The sequence below is a fragment of the Flavobacterium sp. RSSA_27 genome (genome assembly GCF_051547125.1).
Classification (GTDB): domain Bacteria; phylum Bacteroidota; class Bacteroidia; order Flavobacteriales; family Flavobacteriaceae; genus Flavobacterium.
Genome location: NZ_JBPTTN010000001.1, coordinates 152,848 through 170,708, shown reverse-complemented (window position 1 = coordinate 170,708; position 17,861 = coordinate 152,848). Strand labels below are relative to the sequence as shown.

Below are 17,861 nucleotides of genomic sequence, written 5' to 3'. Positions count from 1 at the left end.
AAAAATTTATTTTTTTAAATGAAATTTCATCAAGATTAAAGCAAATACAGCATAGTTTATCATGTCTTGATAATTGGCATCAATTCCTTCAGAAACTAGAGTTTTTCCTTTATTGTCCTCAATTTGTTTTACTCTAAGTAATTTTTGAAGTATCAAATCAGTCAACGAACTCACACGCATATCACGCCATGCTTCTCCATAATCGTGATTTTTATCTTCCATCAATGTTTTGGTTAATACAATTTTTGAGTCGTACCATTTTGTAGCCTCAGTAACATCTAAATCGGGTTGTTCAGCAATACCTAATTCTAACTGTACTAACGCCATAATCGAATAATTGATAATCCCAATAAATTCTCCGGTTTCGTCTTCATTGACTTTACGGACCTCGTTTTCTTGTAAGCTACGAATACGTTGCGCTTTGATAAATATCTGGTCTGTTAGTGACGGTAATCTTAGAATGCGCCAAGCACTTCCGTAATCTTTCATTTTATTGATAAATAATTGCCGGCATATTGCAATAACTGCATCGTATTCTTGTGAAGTATTCCTCATTATTGGTGTATATTTGTATTCAAAGAGCTCCAAAAATAAACTATTTTTTGGAATCAGTCATCAAATTGAAAAACAATCCATAAAACCATGACAATCAACTGCAATTCACTTTTAATCGACTTGTCAAGTCCGAAAGTAATGGGAATTTTAAATGTAACACCTGACTCTTTTTTCGACGGCGGTCGGTATAACAAGGAGAAAAAAATTTTAGAGCGAGTAGAGCAAATGCTAATCTACGGCGCAACTTTTATTGACATCGGAGGGTATTCTAGCAAACCAAATGCTCCATTAGTTTCTGTACAAGAAGAAAAACAAAGAACCATTCCTGTAGTAGCCTCCATAATGAATCATTTTCCTGAAGCAATTTTGTCTATTGATACTTTTAGAAGTGAAGTAGCACAGTTGTGTTTGGATCAAGGAGCTGCTTTAGTTAATGATATTTCAGCTGGACTTCTAGATCCAATGATGCTAAAAATAGTTGCCAATTATCAAGTGCCCTATATCATGATGCATATGAAAGGTACGCCACAAAACATGACTACCCAAACTCAATATGACAACCTTGTAAATGACATGATTTTTTATTTTTCAGAACGAATAACTGCCGCACGTGACTTGGGAATATCAGATCTAATTGTGGATCCAGGTTTTGGTTTTGCAAAGACCATTGATCAGAATTTTGAATTATTGCGCCTTTTGGATCTTTTTAAATCATTGGAGTTGCCAATTTTAGCAGGTCTTTCTAGAAAATCAATGATTTATAAAAAATTGGAAATCAGTCCTGATGAAGCTCTTAATGGAACAACCGTTTTAAATACAATAGCTTTACAAAAAGGGGCTAAAATACTACGTGTGCATGATGTAAAAGAAGCGGTTGAGACAATTAAATTATGGGAGAGCGTAACTTGTAACTAAATTTTATGAAATCATTTTTATTAGGCTTCCTTGCTTTTTTTTTAATGGCTTGTGAAGGAAAAAAAACAATTCAACTACCAAAAGATAGTCGGTCTGTTTTGACCACGATAGGAGAACATTCCCTTATTTACTTTTTTTTTAAAACAAATAACAATGACACTATTGTAGATCTAAATCGAAATAATACCATAAGTTCAACACATTGGGTTTTTACTATAGACAAACGATTACCGTTGCGTATAGTGATGCCTCATATTATGAAAATGCAAGCCAAGAAGGAGGGGAGCATGCATAAAAATGAAACTTCCGAAAACTACTTTTCATATGCCGATAGTCTTCATAAAAGTTTGGCTTTTATTTCTTTTACCAATGTGAAGTATAATTTGGCTAAACCCAACTCTGACATTGTGGTATTTTTTACTAAAAAAAATACAATTTATTGTAATGAATCCCTGAAGAGTCGTGAAGATGTAAAGCAATTATTGACTGGAACTGAATTCAAAAACAAAATAATTAGTTTCGCTTTTGATAAAAACATGAGTTTTGAGTTATATATTCAAAATGAAATTTATTTACAAAGTTTAAATATTAAAAGCAATGAAGAATTCATCTACTAAAATAAAACTGCTTCAAAAATAAATCGATTACTGATGATGATAAGGTTCGTTTCGTAAAATAGTAAACCCACGATATAACTGTTCAATAAAGAATAAACGAACCATTTGATGTGAAAAGGTCATTTGAGATAACGAAATCTTCCCATGTGCTTTAGCATATACAGCTTCCGAAAAACCATAAGGGCCACCAATTACAAAAACCAATGTTTTGATTCCGGAGTTCATTTTTTTTTGCAATTCACTTGAAAAACCCATACTAGAAAAGCTTTTGCCATTTTCATCTAGTAAAATTAGTTGATCGGTAGGTGTTATTTTTGACAAAATCAATTCTCCTTCTTTTTCTTTTTGCTGACTTTCGGATAAGTTCTTAACATTTTTGATATCGGGGAGAATCTCCAACTCAAATTTGATATAAAAAGACAATCTTTTCGTATAATCATCGATTAAGGTTTGTAACGCTTTATTATCGGTTTTGCCAATGGCCACTAATTTAATATTCATTGCTATAAATAGACTTTTAATACTAAAAGTACAATTAATTGTTATTGATTTAAATATCTCTCAAAAAACTCATAGGTTCTTAACATTTGATCTAAACGTTGACGATTATCACCAGAACGGGTAATTTCATGTGTAGCTCCAGGATGCACAACATATTCTACAGGTCTGCCCAAAACTTTCAAGCTGCGATACATCATTTCACCTTGTACAAACCCAGTTCGTCTGTCATTTCCACCATGAAAAATAATCAACGGAGTGGTGATGTTTTCTACATAACTAAAAGGGGACTCTCTAGTAAGAATCTCTTTTACTTTAGGTTCCCAAGGATATCCTCCAAAATAATTAGGAACTAGTCTCCACGCATTTCCTTCTCCAAAAAAAGTGTTCAAATCATAGACACCTCTTTGCGCACAAGCAGCTTTAAAGCGGTTGTCATGACTAATTATCCAGGTTGTCAAGTAGCCCGCATAAGATCCTCCTGTAATTACTAATTTTGAGGTATCGGCCCAACCTTTTGCAACCGTTTTATCTAAAGCCGTCAATACATCACTCGCGGGCCCTTTTCCCCAATCATTTTTATTGGCTCTCAAAAAATCCACACCATATCCGCCAGAACCACGTGGATTTGCATAAACTATACCATAGCCTTTAGCACAAAAATATTGAAACTCATGCCACATACTTTCTTCACCAGTTCCCCACATAGCCGAAGGACCGCCATGCATTTCTAAAAGTAAGGGATACTTTTTACCCTCTTGAAAATTTGTAGGTTTCATAATCCAATATTCAACAGTCATCCCTAATTCATTTACAAAAGATTCCTTTACAGCACTAGCTATCTTTTTGGATTGTACCCAATCATTAAAATTAGACATTGCATGCTCTTTTTTATCACTAAGGGACATCATAAATAGTTCTGATGGATTTGAAATTTGTGTCTTTGTATAAATTACAGTTTTATCAACAAGATCAAAACTGGTAATACCCGCTTCATTGGAAGTTAATGGAGTGATTTTTTTGGATTTAATATGCAACTGATTTAATATAGAACCACCATTACTTTGAGAAGTAAAGTAAAGATTTGTTTCGTCTTTACTCCAAACCAGATTACTTTTGTTTCGATCATAAGGAAATTGTATAATATCTTTTGAACTACCATTCAAAGGCATAATACATAATACAGGAACATCTATAAAGGAAGTCGTGCTGGTTTGAAAAGCCAACCATTTTCCTGAAGGGGAAATTTTAGGGGAAGTATATTGCTTACCTTCTTCACCAAGAATCATTCTAAAATTAGATCCATCAGCATTGGATTGAAATAGTTGAGTTGCTAAAGCGCGATCTTGATTTGTAGAAGCATCAACAGAGCCTGAATAAATAATTTTTTTTCCATCAGGAGTGTATTCTGCTGAATTGAAACTATAAAAGCCTTGGGTTAGCGCTATCGGTTCTGTCGCATTTACAACATTGATTTCAAAAAAATGATTAAAACTGATATCCGATGAAATATTTGATTCACTTTGGAAGTTAAGTTTATTCAAAACAATTGCCTTTTTGTCCAACGCATTTTGATTCAAATAGGCTCTAATTTCATCCAATGTGCCATCTGGGTTCGCTTTGACTTTACTGGGTTTTATATAATCATTCGTCTCAAATCCGGGTTTTTCAAGAGACCAAGTAGGAATATTTCGGGAAGGATTTAGAACACTATCTTTGATCATTTCTCTTAATTGTACAACAGCCGAAAATAAAATTTTAGTTCCATCAGGCGACCATTTTGGGTTAGCTGCTCCATACTTGAATTTTGTAATCTGTCTCGCTTCTCCGCCATCTAATGACAATAAAAACAACTGTGATTTATCCTCTACCATTCTCGTGAATACAAGTTGTTTTCCGTTTGGACTCCATACAGGTTTAGAAGCTCCTTCTTTCGAACTTGTAAGTTGTAGCGGTTTGGCATTAACTGCACTTGAAATCATGAAAATTTGAGAACGATACTTATAATCTAACTCACTTTTTTCATCTTTTTCAATCGAAGTCACTGTAAAAACTGCTTTCGAGCCATCCTTAGTCAGATTTACATTACCAACTGTTTTAATCTTTAACAGGTCGGTTAATTCAATAGATGAAGTGTTTTTTTGACTGAAAGTGTTTTGTATAAATAGTAAGCAAACAACCAGAAAAATTGACTTTTTCATAAGAAACAAATTAAGGGTGAGATGGAAAAGAATTTGAATATTTATGCTGATTTTTCGAACAATTGAATTTGGCTTTTGAGTCTTTCTATAAGCATATTCATCATCCGTTTGTTTAGATTCGATGAATTTTGAATATAAAGACCATATTCTGCCAAAGTGAACAGCCCTATTATCATTCCTTTATAGGTATTTCTAAATTTTATGTCTTTTTGAATAGCATTTTCAATCAATAGAAGTTTTTTCTCTATAGAAAGTGTATAAAAATCCTTTTTGTTTTTGTTGATGTAATTTTCAAAAGTGGCAACAAATAAATCGTTTTGAAGTTTGAGAATAGGCCGAAGTACTTGGTTTTGAAAAACTTCTTCAGTTGAAGATTGAGGTGATATGGTGCCAATTGCTTCTCCTCTAAGTTCTTTTAAAAGCGATTCTCTTTGATTCATTGTTTTTTTCTTTAAAAATAATCAAAAAAATTCTTTGCGAATAGCTATAAATTTAGAAATATTGTAAAAAAATTAACATAGTAACCAGGATTTTAAATATCGCTAAGAATAAACTACCCTAAAAAAAGTAATAATGAGATTACAATTGGTTTATTACTTAAAGTATGAAAAAGTTTCGTTGTTTTCTATCTTTAATAAAGTTTCATAAATTAATTGTATTACATGTTCAACATCTTTTCTGTGAACCATTTCTACAGTTGTATGCATATATCTCAAAGGTAATGATATCAATGCCGAAGCAACGCCTCCATTACTGTAAGCAAAAGCATCTGTATCTGTTCCTGTAACACGAGAGGAAGCCAAACGTTGAAAAGGAATGCCTTTTTCAGAAGCAGTATCCAAAATAAGCTCTCTTAAATTGTTTTGAACAGCTGGAGCATATGTTATGACCGGACCTAAACCAATTTTGGTTTCACCCTCAATCTTTTTGTCAATCATCGGCGTAGTGGAATCATGACAAACATCAGTAACTATTGCTACATTTGGCCTTATTGTTTGGGTAATCATTTCAGCTCCTCTTAATCCTACTTCTTCTTGAACGGCATTGGTAATATAAAGACCAAAAGGAACCTTTTTTTTATTCTCATGCAATAACCGGGCAACTTCAGCAATTATAAATCCTCCCATTCGATTATCTATGGCGCGACATACAAATTTATTGTCATTGAGAATCATAAACTCGTCTGGATATGTTATTACACATCCCACATGTACACCTAATTGTTCAACTTCTTCTTTGGTATCGCAACCCAAATCAATAAAAATATTACTTGTTTTTGGGTTTTCTTCTTTGTCTCTATTTCGAGTGTGTATGGCAGGCCAACCAAAAACACCTTTCACAATTCCTTTTTTAGTATGAATATTTACTCGTTTTGAAGGTGCAATTTGATGATCTGAACCTCCATTTCTGATTACATAAACTAATCCGTCATCGGTAATATAATTAACATACCAAGCAATTTCATCTGCATGTCCTTCTATTACTACTTTGAATGTCGCTTCAGGATTAATTACTCCAACTGCAGTTCCATAAGTGTCAGTAATAAAAGTGTCTACATAAGGCTTTAGATATTCCATCCAAATTTTTTGTCCCTCAGATTCAAATCCGGTTGGAGAGGCATTATTTAAATATTTTTCTAAAAAAACTAGTGAAGAAGCATTTAAAATTGAATTTGAACTCATAATATTTTTTTTTGCTAATTTATAAATTTGGCATTACACTTGCGTATTAATTTATAATTTTGGACTATAAATTTTAATTATGAACAGGATATCTCTTCTTTTGTTTTTCTTTTTTAATTGTTGTTTTATTCATGCTCAAGATATACCTAAAGAAAATCCAAAGAGCAATCCGATTCTTATTGAAAATGATAGTATACTAAGCGATACAATTTTATTACCTGAAATAATAATAAGTAAGGAAAAACTGAGTCTTGAAGACAAGAAACAATTTTTAATTCTACAAAATAGAGTTTATAAAACATATCCATATGCAAAATTGGCATCCGAACGGTTGGTAGCACTTAGAAGAGGAATGGCATTTTTAAAAACAAATAAAGAAAAAAAGAAATATTTCAAAATTGTAGAAAATTATTTGACCAATGAGTTTGAAGATAAACTTAAAAAACTGTCTAGAAAGCAAGGTCAAATTTTAGTAAAGCTGATTCATAGACAGACCGGTACAACCACTTATGAACTCGTATCGGATTTAAAAAATGGTTGGAAAGCTTTTTGGGCCAATACAACTGCTAGTGTTTTTGATATTAATTTAAAAACAAAGTACCAACCCTTCGAAGTAAACGAAGATTTTTTGATAGAGACGATATTAATTCGTGCTTTTGAATCGGGTCGCCTTCAAAACCAACCACCGGCTTCACCTGTAAATTACGAAGCACTTAATGAATTTTGGCAAGCAAAAGCTGTGAAGTCTCATCAGTAATTAGTAATTTAATCTTGACTTTAGATAGTGTATATTACTTACTTTAATAATTACTTGTGTTTTTCTGGCAAGAGTTTTACTGTTTTTTTTATAAACCTTATTATGATGTAAGACACAATTATTAATTTTTAAAGCTGAATCGGACTCAAAAGCAACATTATTTAATTGCAATTGTAACTTTAAAGATGTTTACTTTTGTGATATAAAACAATTACTATGGAAGCTTTAGAATTATTCCTTCACTATAAGGAACAATCCATACAAGGTAGGTATCTTACTTTAGAGATGATTTTGCCACTTTTGGAAAAACACAATACCAATAATCAACTCCAACAAGTCGGACTTTCGGTTTTACAAAAACCTATATTCTCTTATCAAATTGGTTATGGAAAAACAAAAGTTTTGCTTTGGTCCCAAATGCATGGAAACGAAAGTACTACTACAAAAGCGCTGCTAGATTTTATTAATTTTTTGAATAGTGAAAATGAATTGGCACATTTGTTTTTGGAAGCTTTTACATTTTTGGCAATTCCAATTTTGAATCCTGATGGAGCGGAATTGTATACCCGTGAAAACGCAAATAAAGTAGACTTGAATCGTGATTCACAAAATTTAACTCAACCTGAAAGCATGGCATTAAGAGGTGTTTTTGAAATTTTTCAACCAGATTACTGCTTTAATTTACACGATCAAAGAACAATTTTTGGAGTAGCGGATACTGGAAAACCAGCAACAGTTTCTTTTTTAGCGCCATCTTATAATGAAGCACGAGATATAAATGAGACCCGATTAAAGGCAATAAAGGTAATTGCCAATTGTAATAAAGTTTTACAAAATTATATTCCAGGTCAAGTGGGACGCTTTGATGATTCTTTTAACATTAATTGTATTGGTGATACTTTTCAGTTTTTAGGGGTACCCACAATATTATTTGAAGCAGGCCATTTTGCAAATGATTATCAAAGAGAAGAAACAAGGAAATATATATTCTTTTCTTTTCTAGCAAGTTTTTCAACACTTTTCGAAAACGATGTAGTTGATAACAAAATCAATCAATATTTGAATATTCCTCAAAATAAAGTGGTTTTTTATGATTTTATATATAAAAATATCAAAATAAATTATGATGGTAATGAAAAAATTACGAATTTTGCACTACAATATAAGGAAGAATTGATTGATGGTAATGTAAAATTTATTGCTTACATCGCCGCAATAGATAATTTAGATTCAAATTTTGGGCATTACGAGTATGATGCACATGGAGCATTATATAGTAATCATCAAGTTACTTTTCCTAAAATCAATGAAATAGCTAATTTTTCATTAGATAATGAGGTTATTTTTGTTAATGGAATGATTAATGTTTAAATATTTTATCAAATCATTGATTTTTTCTTATATTTGTACATATTTTTGCTTAAAAACAGTAATATTAATTAAAGAATTATGAGTAAATTTCGTTTGGATGAAGTAGATCATCAGATTTTAGATATGTTGATTGACAACACAAGAGTTCCTTTTACCGATATCGCAAAAAAATTATTAATTTCTGCTGGTACAGTTCATGTTAGAGTAAAGAAAATGGAAGATGCAGGAATCATTATGGGATCTTCTTTAGTTTTAGATTATGACAAACTGGGTTATTCTTTTATAGCTTATGTGGGTGTATTCTTGAATAACACGTCTCAAACAAAATTTGTTTTGGAACGTATAAATGAAATTCCATTTGTAACAGTTGCTTCGGTGACTACTGGTAAATTCAATATCTTTTGTAAAATTAGAGCTAAAGATACGAAACATGCCAAGGATGTAATTTTCATGATTGATGATATCGATGGTGTATACAGAACTGAAACAATGATTTCTTTAGAAGAAAGTATCAACGATAAAAAGCGTTTGATGCATACTATCTTTAAAGATATGTAATGTACTTGATTGCTATATTTTATAAATATAACCTCAAGTATTCTTGGGGTTTTTTTATGAATTTTTGTTTGTAAATGCTAAACTAGCGCAAGTATTGTTACATCTGGTACTTTAAGCTTTTTTGATGTTATATTTTTTTCTATTCCATATAGTACTTTCCATTAAACCACAATAATTATTATTATTTATGTATACCTTACCAAAAATAGAGCGATTCAACAGAGATGTACTCTCAAAATACCACATCTATAATAGCGTTTTTATAACATTACCCTTCGATTCTGTTGATAACACCGGTGTCTTGCTGCCTTTATTTACTGATGTTTGCGAAAAAGGATTTAAAAAACAGGAAACTCCTAAAGAAATCGTTAGTTTTTTTGCTTCAAAATATTTAAATCAAACTAATGAAAGAGAAACCATTGATTTAATGTTTCGTTTTATACAATATATAGAAAGACAGATTGTTCTGTTTGACGCCATTGAAGATGCCGCTTTTTCAACAGTAAACAATATGGAAGGTAGAGGTTCTTTAAGAGATATTAAAGAAAAAGCTGAAGCAAAAAACAAACAAAATGAATTGGTTGCTTTTCTAGAAAATTTTAATGTCCGAACTGTTTTAACGGCACATCCCACTCAGTTTTATCCAGGTCCAGTGTTGGGAATTATTAATGATTTAACAGCCGCTATTCGAAAAAATAATTTATTAGAAATCAAGCAATTATTGGCTCAATTGGGTAAAACACCCTTTATTCAAAATGAAAAACCCAACCCTTACGATGAGGCTATTAGTTTGATCTGGTATTTAGAAAATGTTTTTTACGATACTTCCGGAGAAATGGTGCATTATCTAGAAAAAAATGTTTTTGAAGGCACAACAATTCAAAATCCGTTATTCAAATTAGGTTTTTGGCCGGGTGGAGATCGTGATGGAAATCCATTTGTAACAACCGAAATCACTTTAAAAGTAGCGGAAAGATTAAGAACCTCTATTCTGAAATGTTATTATTTTGAAATTCGAAAGTTGAAAAGAAAATTAACCTTTTCTGGAGTGGATGTTTTGATTTCTGAATTAGAACAAAAATTGTATCGTTCTGTTTTTTATTCAAAAGGTGCAATTTTCATCACCTTAGAAGAATTCAAAGAACAAATTAATAGAATTAAAACCATTATTATTGAGCAACATCAATCCTTATATTTAGATGATTTAGAAGCTTTATTAATAAGAGTGAACTTGTTTGGATTTCATTTTGCAACTTTAGATATTAGACAAAATAGTAAAATACATGACGCTGTATTTAAGGATGTTGTGGCGTATTATTTAAAGTTAAATGCTACTGTTTTTCCTGAAAATTATTTTAGTTTAACTGAAAATGAAAAATTTGACATTTTAGCAGAAGTGGAAGGTAATTTAGATCCTAATGCTTTTGATAATGTGATTACAAGACAAACCTTAGAATCGATTCAAGCTATAAAAACAATACAGCAAAATAACGGGGAGTTTGGAGCCAATCGTTACATAATTAGTAATAATGAAAGTGCATTAAATGTGTTAGAAACTTTTGCGTTAATAAAATTGAGCAATTGGAATGAAGCAAGCGTTGATATTATTCCACTTTTTGAATCTGTCGATGATTTACAACATGCTCATGAGATAATGGAAAAACTTTATACCAATCCTTCGTATTCGAAACATTTGAAAAGTAGAGGAAACAAACAAACAATAATGCTTGGTTTTTCCGACGGAACCAAAGATGGTGGGTATTTGATGGCTAATTGGAGTATTTATAAAGCCAAAGAAGCCTTAACAGAAATGTCAAGGAAATACGGCATTAAAGCAATCTTTTTTGACGGAAGGGGTGGGCCACCAGCAAGAGGTGGTGGGAAAACCCATAAATTTTATGCTTCATTGGGGAATGAAATTGAAAATAAAGAAATACAAATTACGATTCAAGGGCAAACGATTAGTTCAAATTTTGGAACCTTAGATTCATGTCGTTATAATCTTGAGAATTTATTAAGTGCTGGAGTTACCAATCAAGTTTTTAATACTACTAAAAATAAGTTATCCAAAGAGGATAAAGTAATTTTGGATAAATTGTCTGAATTGGGATATAAAAAGTATCTTGATTTTAAAAATCATCCAAAGTTTATTCCCTATTTGGAGCAAATGAGTACTTTAAAATATTATGCAAAAACTAATATTGGTAGTCGTCCTTCTAAAAGAAATTCTTCAGAACAATTAGAGTTTAGCGATTTGAGAGCGATACCTTTTGTAGGTTCTTGGAGTCAATTAAAACAAAATGTTCCTGGTTTTTTTGGTGTAGGTACAGCTTTAAAATATTTTGAAGACAATAACGAATGGGATAAAGTTCAAAATCTATATAAAAACTCTTTGTTTGTTAAAACGCTTTTAGAAAACAGCATGATGTCTTTGGCTAAATCATTTTTTCCATTAACTGCATACATGCGAAAAGATCCTGAATTTGGAGAATTCTGGCAAATCATTTATGACGAATTTTTAGAAACCAAAAGGTTGCTTTTGAAAATTGCAGGTCATAAAGATTTGATGGAAAATTATCCGGATGGAAAAGCTTCTATCGATATGAGAGAACGTATAGTATTGCCGCTCTTAACAATACAGCAATATGCTTTATTAAGAATTAACGAATTAAACAAAGAGTCTCAACCTAATGATGAACTTATTAAAGTTTATGAAAAAATAGTAACGAGATCTCTTTTCGGAAATACAAACGCAAGTAGAAACTCAGCTTAATTTAATAGTTATGAATTCAAATCAGTTACCAGTTAATGAATATTCAAAATTTCATGCTTCATATATTAATGCTGCGATGAATGTTGAATTAATAGAAGAATTAGAAATTTCATTGCATGATTTTATTCGATTTGTTCAAAATATTCCCATGGATAAATTTGATTATCGTTACGCAGAAGGGAAGTGGACGATTAAAGAAATTATTCAGCATATTATTGATTCAGAAAGAATTTTTAGTTATCGTGCCTTGCGAATTTCGAGAAATGATAAAACGCCTTTACCAGGTTTTGATGAAAATGATTATGTAAATAACACTGAGGCAAATAAAAGAGGTTTGCAGGAATTACTTACTGAATTATCGGCAGTTAGACACGCCACTTTGTTGTTATTCAAAAGTTTTACTGATGAACAATTGACTAGGATGGGTATAGCTTCAGAGAACAACATTTCTGTTCGCGCCATTGGTTTTATTATTATTGGACATCAAAAACACCATCAAAAAGTTTTTGAAGAGCGTTATTTATAAATTATTCAAAACCAAATGTAATTCTTGTTTTTTTTGAATGTGATGAATTTAAAGGACAAATAAAATCATTTTATAAAAAAAACATAAAAACTCAAGATTTACAATGTTTTGTATTGGTTGATACTACAAAAAATAATATAACTTAAAAGATAAACACACCTTAATAACTTGTATATCAAGTGGTTAAGGTGTGTTTTTTGGTAATTGGTGGAGTCGCCGAGAGTCGAACTCGGGTCCAAACAAGCAACTAAAAGGCTTTCTACACGCTTAGTTTCTGCTTGGGTTTTCGATCACATGCTAGGCCAGAAACCGCCACATGTAACTTATCTTCTTAGTTTCGATTACCACCCGAAGCTCATAGTAATCTAGGTTTATTTTTACGGTTCCCCTGTACTGACCGCCACAAACCAAGGCTTTCAAGGAGAATCCAGCTTTCCTACCTTGTAGGAACGTGGCGTAATCGTACTATAATTCGGATTATGCAGCTAAAGCGTAGTTATTTTCGCCGTGTAAAAGTGTGAGATCTTATATTTACGAGCAAGGTCTCAATGCTCGACGTGCTTACTTTTCAATTCGACTTGCTGTCAAAACCAGTCGACCCCATGTATTGGACTGCAAATATAGTTTTTTTTGTTATTATGAAAATTGATTTCACAAAAACTATACCGATTAATTTTTATTTTTTATTCTTCATCTTCCAATTTAAATGGATAATCGCCAAATAGTTTAGCTAGTTTTCTAACGGCATAGGTATTTCGTGTCATTTTATTAGATAAAGCGATAATCATTACTTTTTCCTTTGGTAATGTAATATAGGAGGATGTATATCCATGCCACCATCCATTGTGAAAATAAAAGTTTTGACCTGTCTCCCAATTTAGCATGCGAATACCAAGACCATAATTTTTGGTTCCTTTGCGTTCGTTGCTATAGGGTTTGAAAACTTGTGCCCATAATGCAGGTTCAACAAATTTTCCTGAATTTCTGGCCAAATCAAATTTCAACATATCTCTTGGCGTAGAAAAAATATTCTTATCTCCATATACAGCATCTAGATAGTCAATGCCGATTTCAACTTTATTTCCTTTGTATGAAGGAGCTATGTTTTTTTTATCGGTTTTTATATCAAATACAAACGAGTGTTTCATCCCTAATGGTTCAAATACCATTTTGTGCATAGCCTCTTTAAATGAAAGTTGCGTCACTTTTTCAACAATTAATGCCAACATTGCATAATTGGTATTACAATACTGAAAACGAGTTCCTGTTTTGTATTCTAATCCAAGATCATGTGTTGTCATAATATTCAATACATCTTGATTAGTCAAGGTTTTATGTCGGTCCCAAGTATTGGCTTTACGATCCGTGAAATAGGAATAATTACGTATTCCTGATCGATGATTCAGTAGCATTCGTACAGTAACTTCGGGGTAAGGAAAATTCTTTAATAGTGTAGTGACTTTTTGATCCAAATCCAAGCGCTTCGCATTGACTAATTTTAATATGATAGTCGCTGTCAGCACTTTACTAACAGATGCTAAGTGGATAGGAGTGTTACTTGTTATAGAATCTTTGTCTCTGAAATTTGCTAAGCCATTGTATTTTTCAAAAAGGATTTGACCATTTTGGGCTACTAAAAAGCTACCATTCATAGAATTATTTGGCCAGTTTTTATTATAAAATGTTTCAATTTTGGCTTTTTTTGCTGCAATGTAATCAGCTGTTAATGGCGTGTTTTCTTCGCTTGCTGGTTTTACAATGGGAAGTACATTTTTGGGTAATTGCGCGTCGGTTAATTCAACCTTTTTTATTTCTTTGGTACACGAACTAATTGCCAATGAAAGGGCTAGTATTTGTGCTATATTTGCTTTTTTTATGAGTGTCATTGTATGAAAATTGAAAAAAACAAATATATAGAATCAATTGCTTTTTGTTTCTAGTTTTTACTAAAATATCATTCTTTTCCATTTCTTCAAATCAAATCAATAGCTTAGTTTATTGGTCTTCAATAATTAATGCTGTATCGTTTTGATAATAATAGCCTCTAACAACTTGTTTTTAGTTAATATTGTTATATTTGTAACAAATTACTAAATTTAAGTTAGATTAACAACATATTTAAATTGAATAAAAATGAAATTTGGAATTATAAAAGAAAGAAAAAACCCACCAGACAAAAGAGTTGTTTTTTCTCCTAACGAGATCATCGCTATTCAGAAGCAATTTCCGGCTGTAACTTTCAAAGTAGAACCATCGGATATTCGGGTGTTCTCGGATGATGAATATCAAAGATTGGGTATTGAAGTGTCCGAAGACTTGACGGATTGCGAAGTGTTATTTGGTGTAAAAGAAGTTCCAGTAGCGGCTTTGATTCCCAATAAAAAATATTTCTTTTTTTCTCATACTATCAAAAAACAATCTTACAATAGAAAACTGTTGCAAGCTATTTTGGATAAAAACATTGAATTGTATGACCACGAAACAATTGTAGATAGAAATAATAAACGTTTGATAGGATTTGGTCGTTATGCAGGTATTGTAGGGGCCTATAATGCAATTAGATCTTTTGGAATTAAATTTGAATTGTTTAAAATACCAAAAGCAGCCACTCTTAACGGAAAAGAAGCATTAGTACAACAAGTAAGACGACAAATAATACCACCTATTAAAATTGTGGTTACAGGAACAGGGAAAGTAGGGAATGGGGTTAAAGAAATTTTGACCGAGATGAAAATAAAAGAAGTTTCTATTGAAAATTTTCTTAGCAAAAAATACACGCAAGCTGTTTTTACCCAGATTGATGTTTTAGATTATAATAAAAGAATTGATGGTGAGAAACGCGATAATGCAGATTTTTATACTCATCCACAAGAATACGAATCCGATTTTGAGCGTTTTACTAAAGTAGCAGATATTTATATCTCGGGTCATTTTCATGGAAATGGGGCGCCAGCTATTTTAACTCAAAAAATGTTGCAGCAAACTGAAAACAAAATTAAAATTGTTGCTGATGTTTCGTGTGATATTAATGGTCCAATTGCCTGTACTTTGAGAGCTTCCACTATCGAGGAACCTATTTATGGCTATTTACCTAGTGAACACAAAGAGGTAGATGTTTTTCATCCAGCAGCGATTGTAGTTATGGCTGTTGATAATTTGCCTTGCGAATTGCCTAAGGACGCAAGTGAAGGTTTTGGAGAAATGTTTACTAAGCATGTGATTCCTGCTTTTTTTAATAAAGATGCTGAGGGTATTTTGGAGCGTGCTAAAATGACACAAAATGGGGAATTAACGGACCGATTCAAGTATTTACAAGATTATGTTGATGGGAAATAAAGCTTTCTAAAACTATCAAGTGTTTCAATTGAAATGGATTAGGAAGTACCTTTAATTAACTTCTAAAAATATCACGGAGTTTTTAAGGATTTAATTGGTTTAAAAAAATATTCCAACTATATTTGTCGCAACATTCAAAAATTCCGGAAAACATGTTTGAATTTTCACAGTATTTAGGCTTCTTACTTTTCTTGACCATCCTAACCATGGGATTTTGGTTAATGTTTTTCTTAGTTGGTTTTATTTCCTACTGGGTAGGAGGTGCCTCTTGGGAAGCATATAAAGAGAAAAAAGCAAAACAGAAGCAAGAAGAAGAATTAGTCTAATCTAATTATCTCTATAAAAAAAGGACTCAATTGAGTCCTTTTTTTTATTTTATGTGTTTCCTAAAAAAAAACATTCCAAAAAGAGAATGTTTTTAAAAGTTGAATTTCTTAAACTTGAATGACACCTAAATTGAATTTTTTCTCAATAGGGGAATGGTTAGCAGCTTCAATTCCCATTGAAATCCAAGTTCGGGTATCTAAAGGGTCAATGATTGCATCAGTCCATAATCGTGATGCAGCATAATAAGGAGAAACTTGTTCGTCATATTTGGCCTTTATCTTTTCAAATAATTCAACTTCTTTTTCAGTATCTACGACTTCTCCTTTTGCTTTCAAGGAAGAGGCTTCAATTTGAGCCAATACTTTTGCAGCTTGCGTTCCACCCATAACAGCTAATTCTGCACTTGGCCATGCAAAAATAAGTCTAGGGTCATAGGCTTTCCCACACATCGCATAGTTTCCTGCTCCATAAGAATTACCAACAATCACAGTGAATTTTGGTACTACAGAATTGGATACCGCGTTAACCATTTTGGCTCCATCTTTTATGATACCACCATGTTCGGATTTTGACCCAACCATAAATCCTGTAACGTCTTGAATGAAAACCAATGGGATTTTCTTTTGGTTGCAATTCGCTATGAATCGGGTTGCTTTGTCTGCTGAATCAGAGTAAATAACGCCGCCAAATTGCATTTCTCCCTTTTTACTTTTGACAACTTTACGTTGATTGGCTACAATGCCTACTGCCCAGCCATCAATTCTTGCATACCCAGTTAGGATGGTTTGTCCGTAACCCTCTTTGTAAGCTTCAAATTCAGAATTATCAACTAATCGCTTAATAATTTCAAGCATATCGTATTGTTCGTTTCGAGCTTTAGGTAAAATTCCGTAAATCTCTTTTTCGTCCAAAGCAGGTTGCTGCGCTTTAATACGGTTGAATCCAGCTTTTTCGTAATCACCAATTTTACCAACTATATTTTTGATTTTATCTAGAGCGTCTTTGTCATCTTTGGCTTTATAATCAGTAACTCCAGAAATTTCACAATGTGTTGTCGCTCCTCCCAATGTTTCATTGTCTATATTTTCACCAATGGCAGCTTTGACCAAATAACTACCTGCAAGAAAGATACTGCCGGTTTTGTCAACAATCAATGCTTCGTCACTCATTATCGGTAAATAGGCGCCACCTGCAACACAACTTCCCATTACTGCAGCAATTTGTGTGATGCCCATACTACTCATTTGTGCATTGTTTCTAAAAATACGTCCAAAATGCTCTTTGTCTGGAAAAATTTCATCTTGAAGAGGTAAATAAACACCCGCGCTATCCACTAAATAAATGATAGGAAGTCGGTTCTCCATCGCGATTTCTTGCGCTCTTAGATTTTTTTTACCAGTTATCGGAAACCAGGCACCAGCTTTAACTGTAGCATCGTTGGCTACAACTATACATTGCTTGCCTTGTATGTATCCAATTTTAATTACAACTCCTCCTGAAGGGCAGCCTCCGTGTTCTGCGTACATTCCTTCTCCAACAAATGCGCCTATTTCGATGCTTTGTTTTGAGGAATCAAATAAATAATCAATACGTTCTCTGGCGGTCATTTTGCCTTCGGAGTGGAGTTTTTCAATTCTTTTTTCACCTCCTCCTAATTTGATTTTGGCAAATTTATGCTTCAATTGCGACAACAGTAGCTTATTGTGGTCTTCGTTTTGGTTAAAAGTTAAATCCATAATGGTAGT

The 17,861-nt window shown here is 32.4% G+C and carries 16 protein-coding genes and 1 other RNA gene; 9 read left to right on the top strand and 8 right to left on the bottom strand.

Annotated features, from left to right (window positions below; translation table 11 throughout):
- Positions 1–6: 6 nt before the first annotated feature.
- Positions 7–555 (bottom strand): DUF1599 domain-containing protein, encoded by a 549-nt coding sequence (locus ACSVH5_RS00745; protein ID WP_438059550.1) that lies wholly within the window; start codon positions 553–555, stop codon positions 7–9.
- Between the two features lie 87 nt (positions 556–642).
- Here ACSVH5_RS00745 and folP point away from each other — a divergent pair, with 87 nt between their 5' ends.
- Together folP and ACSVH5_RS00735 are read left to right on the top strand one after the other, a co-directional pair.
- The gene (gene folP, locus ACSVH5_RS00740; protein WP_438059549.1) at positions 643–1,470 is read left to right on the top strand and encodes a dihydropteroate synthase; all 828 of its coding nucleotides are present in this window, start codon (positions 643–645) and stop codon (positions 1,468–1,470) included.
- 5 nt (positions 1,471–1,475) lie between these two features.
- Positions 1,476–2,087: a hypothetical protein gene (locus ACSVH5_RS00735; protein ID WP_438059548.1), complete on the top strand. Its 612-nt coding sequence runs from the start codon at positions 1,476–1,478 to the stop codon at positions 2,085–2,087.
- A 27-nt stretch (positions 2,088–2,114) separates the two neighbouring features.
- Here ACSVH5_RS00735 and rlmH read toward each other — a convergent pair whose 3' ends face one another.
- From rlmH to ACSVH5_RS00715, 4 genes are all read right to left on the bottom strand, one after another.
- Positions 2,115–2,588 (bottom strand): 23S rRNA (pseudouridine(1915)-N(3))-methyltransferase RlmH, encoded by a 474-nt coding sequence (rlmH, locus tag ACSVH5_RS00730; protein WP_438059547.1) that lies wholly within the window; start codon positions 2,586–2,588, stop codon positions 2,115–2,117.
- A gap of 41 nt (positions 2,589–2,629) precedes the next feature.
- Positions 2,630–4,786 (bottom strand): S9 family peptidase, encoded by a 2,157-nt coding sequence (locus ACSVH5_RS00725; RefSeq protein ID WP_438059546.1) that lies wholly within the window; start codon positions 4,784–4,786, stop codon positions 2,630–2,632.
- A 41-nt stretch (positions 4,787–4,827) separates the two neighbouring features.
- Positions 4,828–5,226 (bottom strand): glyoxalase, encoded by a 399-nt coding sequence (locus ACSVH5_RS00720; RefSeq protein ID WP_438059545.1) that lies wholly within the window; start codon positions 5,224–5,226, stop codon positions 4,828–4,830.
- A gap of 153 nt (positions 5,227–5,379) precedes the next feature.
- Complete coding sequence (locus tag ACSVH5_RS00715; RefSeq protein WP_438059544.1) at positions 5,380–6,468, bottom strand: M42 family metallopeptidase; 1,089 nt, start codon at positions 6,466–6,468, stop codon at positions 5,380–5,382.
- A 79-nt stretch (positions 6,469–6,547) separates the two neighbouring features.
- Between ACSVH5_RS00715 and ACSVH5_RS00710 the strand changes: the two genes are divergently transcribed.
- The 5 genes from ACSVH5_RS00710 (at position 6,548) to ACSVH5_RS00690 (ending at position 12,453) form a co-directional block, all read left to right on the top strand.
- Entirely contained in the window at positions 6,548–7,225 is a 678-nt protein-coding gene (locus tag ACSVH5_RS00710) for a DUF4294 domain-containing protein (protein WP_438059543.1), read from the top strand.
- Between the two features lie 216 nt (positions 7,226–7,441).
- Positions 7,442–8,596, top strand: coding sequence for a M14 family metallopeptidase (locus tag ACSVH5_RS00705; protein ID WP_438059542.1), 1,155 nt, complete (start codon positions 7,442–7,444; stop codon positions 8,594–8,596).
- 78 nt (positions 8,597–8,674) lie between these two features.
- Positions 8,675–9,154, top strand: coding sequence for an Lrp/AsnC family transcriptional regulator (locus ACSVH5_RS00700; RefSeq protein WP_438059541.1), 480 nt, complete (start codon positions 8,675–8,677; stop codon positions 9,152–9,154).
- A 187-nt stretch (positions 9,155–9,341) separates the two neighbouring features.
- Positions 9,342–11,927, top strand: coding sequence for a phosphoenolpyruvate carboxylase (locus tag ACSVH5_RS00695; RefSeq protein WP_438059540.1), 2,586 nt, complete (start codon positions 9,342–9,344; stop codon positions 11,925–11,927).
- Between the two features lie 10 nt (positions 11,928–11,937).
- Positions 11,938–12,453 carry a DinB family protein gene (locus tag ACSVH5_RS00690; protein WP_438059539.1) on the top strand — a complete coding sequence of 172 codons (516 nt, stop codon included), beginning with the start codon at positions 11,938–11,940 and terminating at the stop codon, positions 12,451–12,453.
- A 205-nt stretch (positions 12,454–12,658) separates the two neighbouring features.
- Here the strand turns inward: ACSVH5_RS00690 and ssrA are convergent.
- Positions 12,659–13,055: a transfer-messenger RNA gene (gene ssrA, locus ACSVH5_RS00685) on the bottom strand.
- An 81-nt stretch (positions 13,056–13,136) separates the two neighbouring features.
- Positions 13,137–14,339 (bottom strand): serine hydrolase domain-containing protein, encoded by a 1,203-nt coding sequence (locus ACSVH5_RS00680; protein WP_438059538.1) that lies wholly within the window; start codon positions 14,337–14,339, stop codon positions 13,137–13,139.
- A 247-nt stretch (positions 14,340–14,586) separates the two neighbouring features.
- On the opposite strand from ACSVH5_RS00680, the gene ACSVH5_RS00675 reads away from it, so the two are divergent.
- Both ACSVH5_RS00675 and ACSVH5_RS00670 read left to right on the top strand, forming a co-directional pair.
- A complete protein-coding gene (locus ACSVH5_RS00675) occupies positions 14,587–15,789 on the top strand; it encodes an NAD(P)-dependent oxidoreductase (protein ID WP_438059537.1) in 1,203 nt (400 codons plus the stop codon).
- A gap of 152 nt (positions 15,790–15,941) precedes the next feature.
- The gene (locus tag ACSVH5_RS00670; RefSeq protein WP_024981741.1) at positions 15,942–16,115 is read left to right on the top strand and encodes a hypothetical protein; all 174 of its coding nucleotides are present in this window, start codon (positions 15,942–15,944) and stop codon (positions 16,113–16,115) included.
- A 108-nt stretch (positions 16,116–16,223) separates the two neighbouring features.
- On the opposite strand, the gene ACSVH5_RS00665 is transcribed toward ACSVH5_RS00670, so the two are convergent.
- A complete protein-coding gene (locus tag ACSVH5_RS00665; RefSeq protein WP_438059536.1) occupies positions 16,224–17,852 on the bottom strand; it encodes an acyl-CoA carboxylase subunit beta in 1,629 nt (542 codons plus the stop codon).
- Positions 17,853–17,861: the final 9 nt, after the last annotated feature.